Source organism: Micromonospora sp. I033, from assembly GCF_053890995.1.
The window spans coordinates 1-3,194 of record NZ_JBSSLX010000359.1; the positions used below are offsets into that span (position 1 = coordinate 1).

The window sequence follows — 3,194 nt, forward strand, 5'->3', positions numbered from 1 at the left end:
GGACGGTGACCATCCACTCGCCCAGGTGGTCCTTGTCGTGCAGCAGGTCCTTGATGTCGTACTCGGCGTACTCGAACTCCGGGGACCAGTAGAGCGCGTCGAACGGGCAGACCTCGATGCAGATGCCGCAGTACATGCAGAGCGAGAAGTCGATGTCGAACTTGTCGAGCACGTTGCGCTGGCGGGGGCGGGCGGCGCCGGGGACCGCCACCTCCTCCTTGTGGGAGTCGATGTAGATGCACCAGTCCGGGCACTCGCGGGCGCAGAGCATGCAGACCGTGCAGTTCTCCTCCAGCAGCGCGATCACGCCGCGGGAGCGGGGGGGCAGCTCGGGAGCCACGTCCGGGTACTGCTGCGTGGTCGAGCGGCGGGTCATCGTCTTCAGCGTGACCGCCAGGCCCTTCGCCAGCCCCCCGCCGGGCACGCCGCTGCGCTCGCTCATGCCGCCCATCCTGCCCTGTGCCCCCGGCGCGCGCGACCACCACCCGGCGGATCTCCCGCGGGCGGACCGCCGGGCCGGTCAGGCGTCGGTGGCCGGCAGCGGCGGGAGCATCTCGACGCCGAGTTGCTGGAGCACCTGGAACAGCTCGTTGACGCTCCACACGTCGGCGATCCGGCCGGTCTCGTCGAAGCGGAGGAAGGTGGCCCCCGAGTAGCTGACCACGCGGCCGGTCGGCGGCACCGGGCCGAACTGCCCGGCCTGGGTGCCCGCGGCCCGCCAGTGCACGGCCACCCGTGCGCCGGCGGCCACCACCTCGACGACCTTGTAGCGCAGGTCGGGGAAGGACGCCCGCCGGTCGCGGTGCCAGGCCAGGGTGGCCTCCGGGCCGGTCCCGCCCAGCCCCGGGCAGTCCGCGGCGATCAGGTCGTACGCGCTCTCCTCGCGGCCGGCGTTCCACACGTCGGCGATGAAACGTCGGGCCGCCGCCTCCACATCGGTCACCGCGGCAGCCTAGCCCCGGTCCTGCCCACTCGGCCTGACGGAGGTCTCCCGAGCGACCATGATGGGACGGGAACGAGACATCCTCGGGAGGCGGCGTGGGCGACAAGGGCGACGAGATCCTCAACCGGACCGGCGGCAAGTACGTCGAGCCGGGCGGCGAGTTCACCCGGGACCAGCGCTACATCGCCACCCGGATCACCGCCGACGGGACGAGCGACTGGCCGGTGGAGCCGGGCCGGTACCGGCTGGCGGTCAGCCGGGCCTGCCCGTGGGCGAACCGGCTGATCATCGTCCGGCGGCTGCTCGGGCTGGAGGACGCCATCTCGATGGCGGTGGCCGGCCCCACCCACGACAAGCGGAGCTGGACCTTCGACCTCGACCCGGGCGGCCGGGACCCGGTGCTCGGCATCGAGCGGCTCGCCGAGGCCTACTTCACGCGCTTCCCCGGCTACGAGCGGGGCATCACCGTGCCGGCGATGGTGGACGTGCCGACCGGGCAGGTGGTCACCAACGACTACGCCCGGATGAGCCTGGACCTGTCGACGGAGTGGACGGCGTATCACCGGCCGGGCGCGCCGGAGCTCTACCCGGAGCGGTTGCGCGCCGAGATCGACGAGGTCAACGCGGTGGTCTTCGCGGACGTGAACAACGGCGTCTACCGGTGCGGCTTCGCCGGCAGCCAGGAGGCGTACGAGCGGGCGTACCACCGGCTCTTCGACCGGCTGGACTGGTTGACCGAGCGGCTCACCGGGCAGCGATACCTGGTCGGCGACACGATCACCGAGGCGGACGTGCGGCTGTTCACCACGCTGGTCCGCTTCGACCCGGTCTACCACGGCCACTTCAAGTGCAACCGGCAGAAACTCACCGAGATGCCGGTGCTCTGGGCGTACGCCCGGGACCTGTTCCAGACGCCGGGCTTCGGCGACACCGTCGACTTCGACCACATCAAGCGGCACTACTACGAGGTGCACCGGGACATCAACCCGACCGGGGTGGTGCCACTCGGCCCGGACCTGGCGAACTGGCTCACCCCGCACGGCCGCGAGCAGCTCGGCGGCCGCCCGTTCGGCGACGGCACCCCGCCGCTGCCGGCCCCGCCGGAGGAACGCGTCGACCCGGCACACACCCCGCTGCGCGACATCGACTGACCCCCGCGAGGAGGGCCCGTCCTCACATCGCCAGGCGGACGGCGGCGGTCAGCACCAGCTGGGCCAGGGCCAGCGGGACCAACACCAGCCAGCACAGGCGCTGGAGCTGGTCCTCGCGCAGCCGCGGGTAGCTCACCCGGAGCCAGATGATCACGAACGCGACGGCGAACACCTTGAGCAGGGTCCACAGCCAGCCGAGCTGGGCGTCGGCGAACGGGCCCTGCCAGCCGCCGAGGAAGAGCACCGTGGTCAGCGCGGCGATCACCACGATGCCGACGTACTCGGCGAGCAGGAAGAAGGCGAAGCGCAGGCCGGTGTACTCGGTCATGAAGCCGAAGACCAGCTCGGAGTCGGCCACCGGCATGTCGAACGGGGGCCGGCGGATCTCGGCCAGCCCGGCGACGAAGAAGATCACCATGGCCGGCGCCTGCCAGAGCAACCACCAGGGGCGCCACGCCTCCACGATCCCGGGCAGGCTGAGCGTCCCGGCCGCCATCGCCACCGACGCGGCGGCGAGCACCAGCGGCAGCTCGTAGCCGAGCAGCTGGGCCGCCCCGCGCAGCCCGCCGAGCAGGCTGTACTTGTTGGCCGAGGCCCAGGCCGACATCAGCACCGCCAGCACCCCGATGCCGACCACGGCCAGCACGAAGAAGAGGCCGATGTCCAGCGGCTGCCCGACCAGGTCGCCCGGACCGAGCGGGATGACCAGCAGGGCGAGCAGGTAGGGCACCAGGGCCACCGCCGGGGCCAGCCGGAACACCGGCCGGTCCGCCTCGCGTGGGGTGACGTCCTCCTTCTGCACGAACTTGATGCCGTCGGCGACCAGCTGCGCCCAGCCGTGGAAGCCGCCCGCGTACATCGGGCCGAGCCGGCCCTGCATGTGGGCCATCACCTTGTGCTCGGCCTGGCCCACGATCAGCGGCAGGGTGAGGAATGCGACCAGCACGCCCGCCACCCGGAGGACCAGTTCCAACCAGGCCGGCATCAGCCCTCCCCCTCCTCGGCGCCGGCCGCCGGCTCCTGCCGCGCGGGGCCGGCCGGGCGCTCACCGGGCACCGGCCGCCCGACCGGGCCGGGCTCCGCCGGCGCGGGTCCGGGTT

Annotated in this window: 4 protein-coding genes; 1 reads left to right on the forward strand and 3 read right to left on the reverse strand. The window is 72.5% G+C overall.

Annotated elements, in window-relative coordinates:
• Together ACW0Q9_RS30005 and ACW0Q9_RS30010 are read right to left on the reverse strand one after the other, a co-directional pair.
• The coding region (locus tag ACW0Q9_RS30005; protein ID WP_456187053.1) for a NuoI/complex I 23 kDa subunit family protein at positions 1-442 on the reverse strand (442 nt) is incomplete at its 3' end.
• 78 nt (positions 443-520) lie between these two features.
• A complete protein-coding gene (locus ACW0Q9_RS30010) occupies positions 521-943 on the reverse strand; it encodes an ester cyclase (RefSeq protein WP_456187055.1) in 423 nt (140 codons plus the stop codon).
• A gap of 95 nt (positions 944-1,038) precedes the next feature.
• On the opposite strand from ACW0Q9_RS30010, the gene ACW0Q9_RS30015 reads away from it, so the two are divergent.
• A complete protein-coding gene (locus ACW0Q9_RS30015; RefSeq protein ID WP_456187057.1) occupies positions 1,039-2,094 on the forward strand; it encodes a glutathione S-transferase family protein in 1,056 nt (351 codons plus the stop codon).
• A 22-nt stretch (positions 2,095-2,116) separates the two neighbouring features.
• Here ACW0Q9_RS30015 and nuoH read toward each other — a convergent pair whose 3' ends face one another.
• Positions 2,117-3,079 (reverse strand): NADH-quinone oxidoreductase subunit NuoH, encoded by a 963-nt coding sequence (gene nuoH / locus ACW0Q9_RS30020; protein WP_456187059.1) that lies wholly within the window; start codon positions 3,077-3,079, stop codon positions 2,117-2,119.
• Between the last annotated feature and the right edge of the window lie 115 nt (positions 3,080-3,194).

Coding starts and splice junctions, on each gene's coding strand:
- nuoH (WP_456187059.1), bottom strand. CDS start 3,079: ATGCCGGCCTGGTTGGAACTGGTCCTCCGGGTGGCGGGCGTGCTGGTC.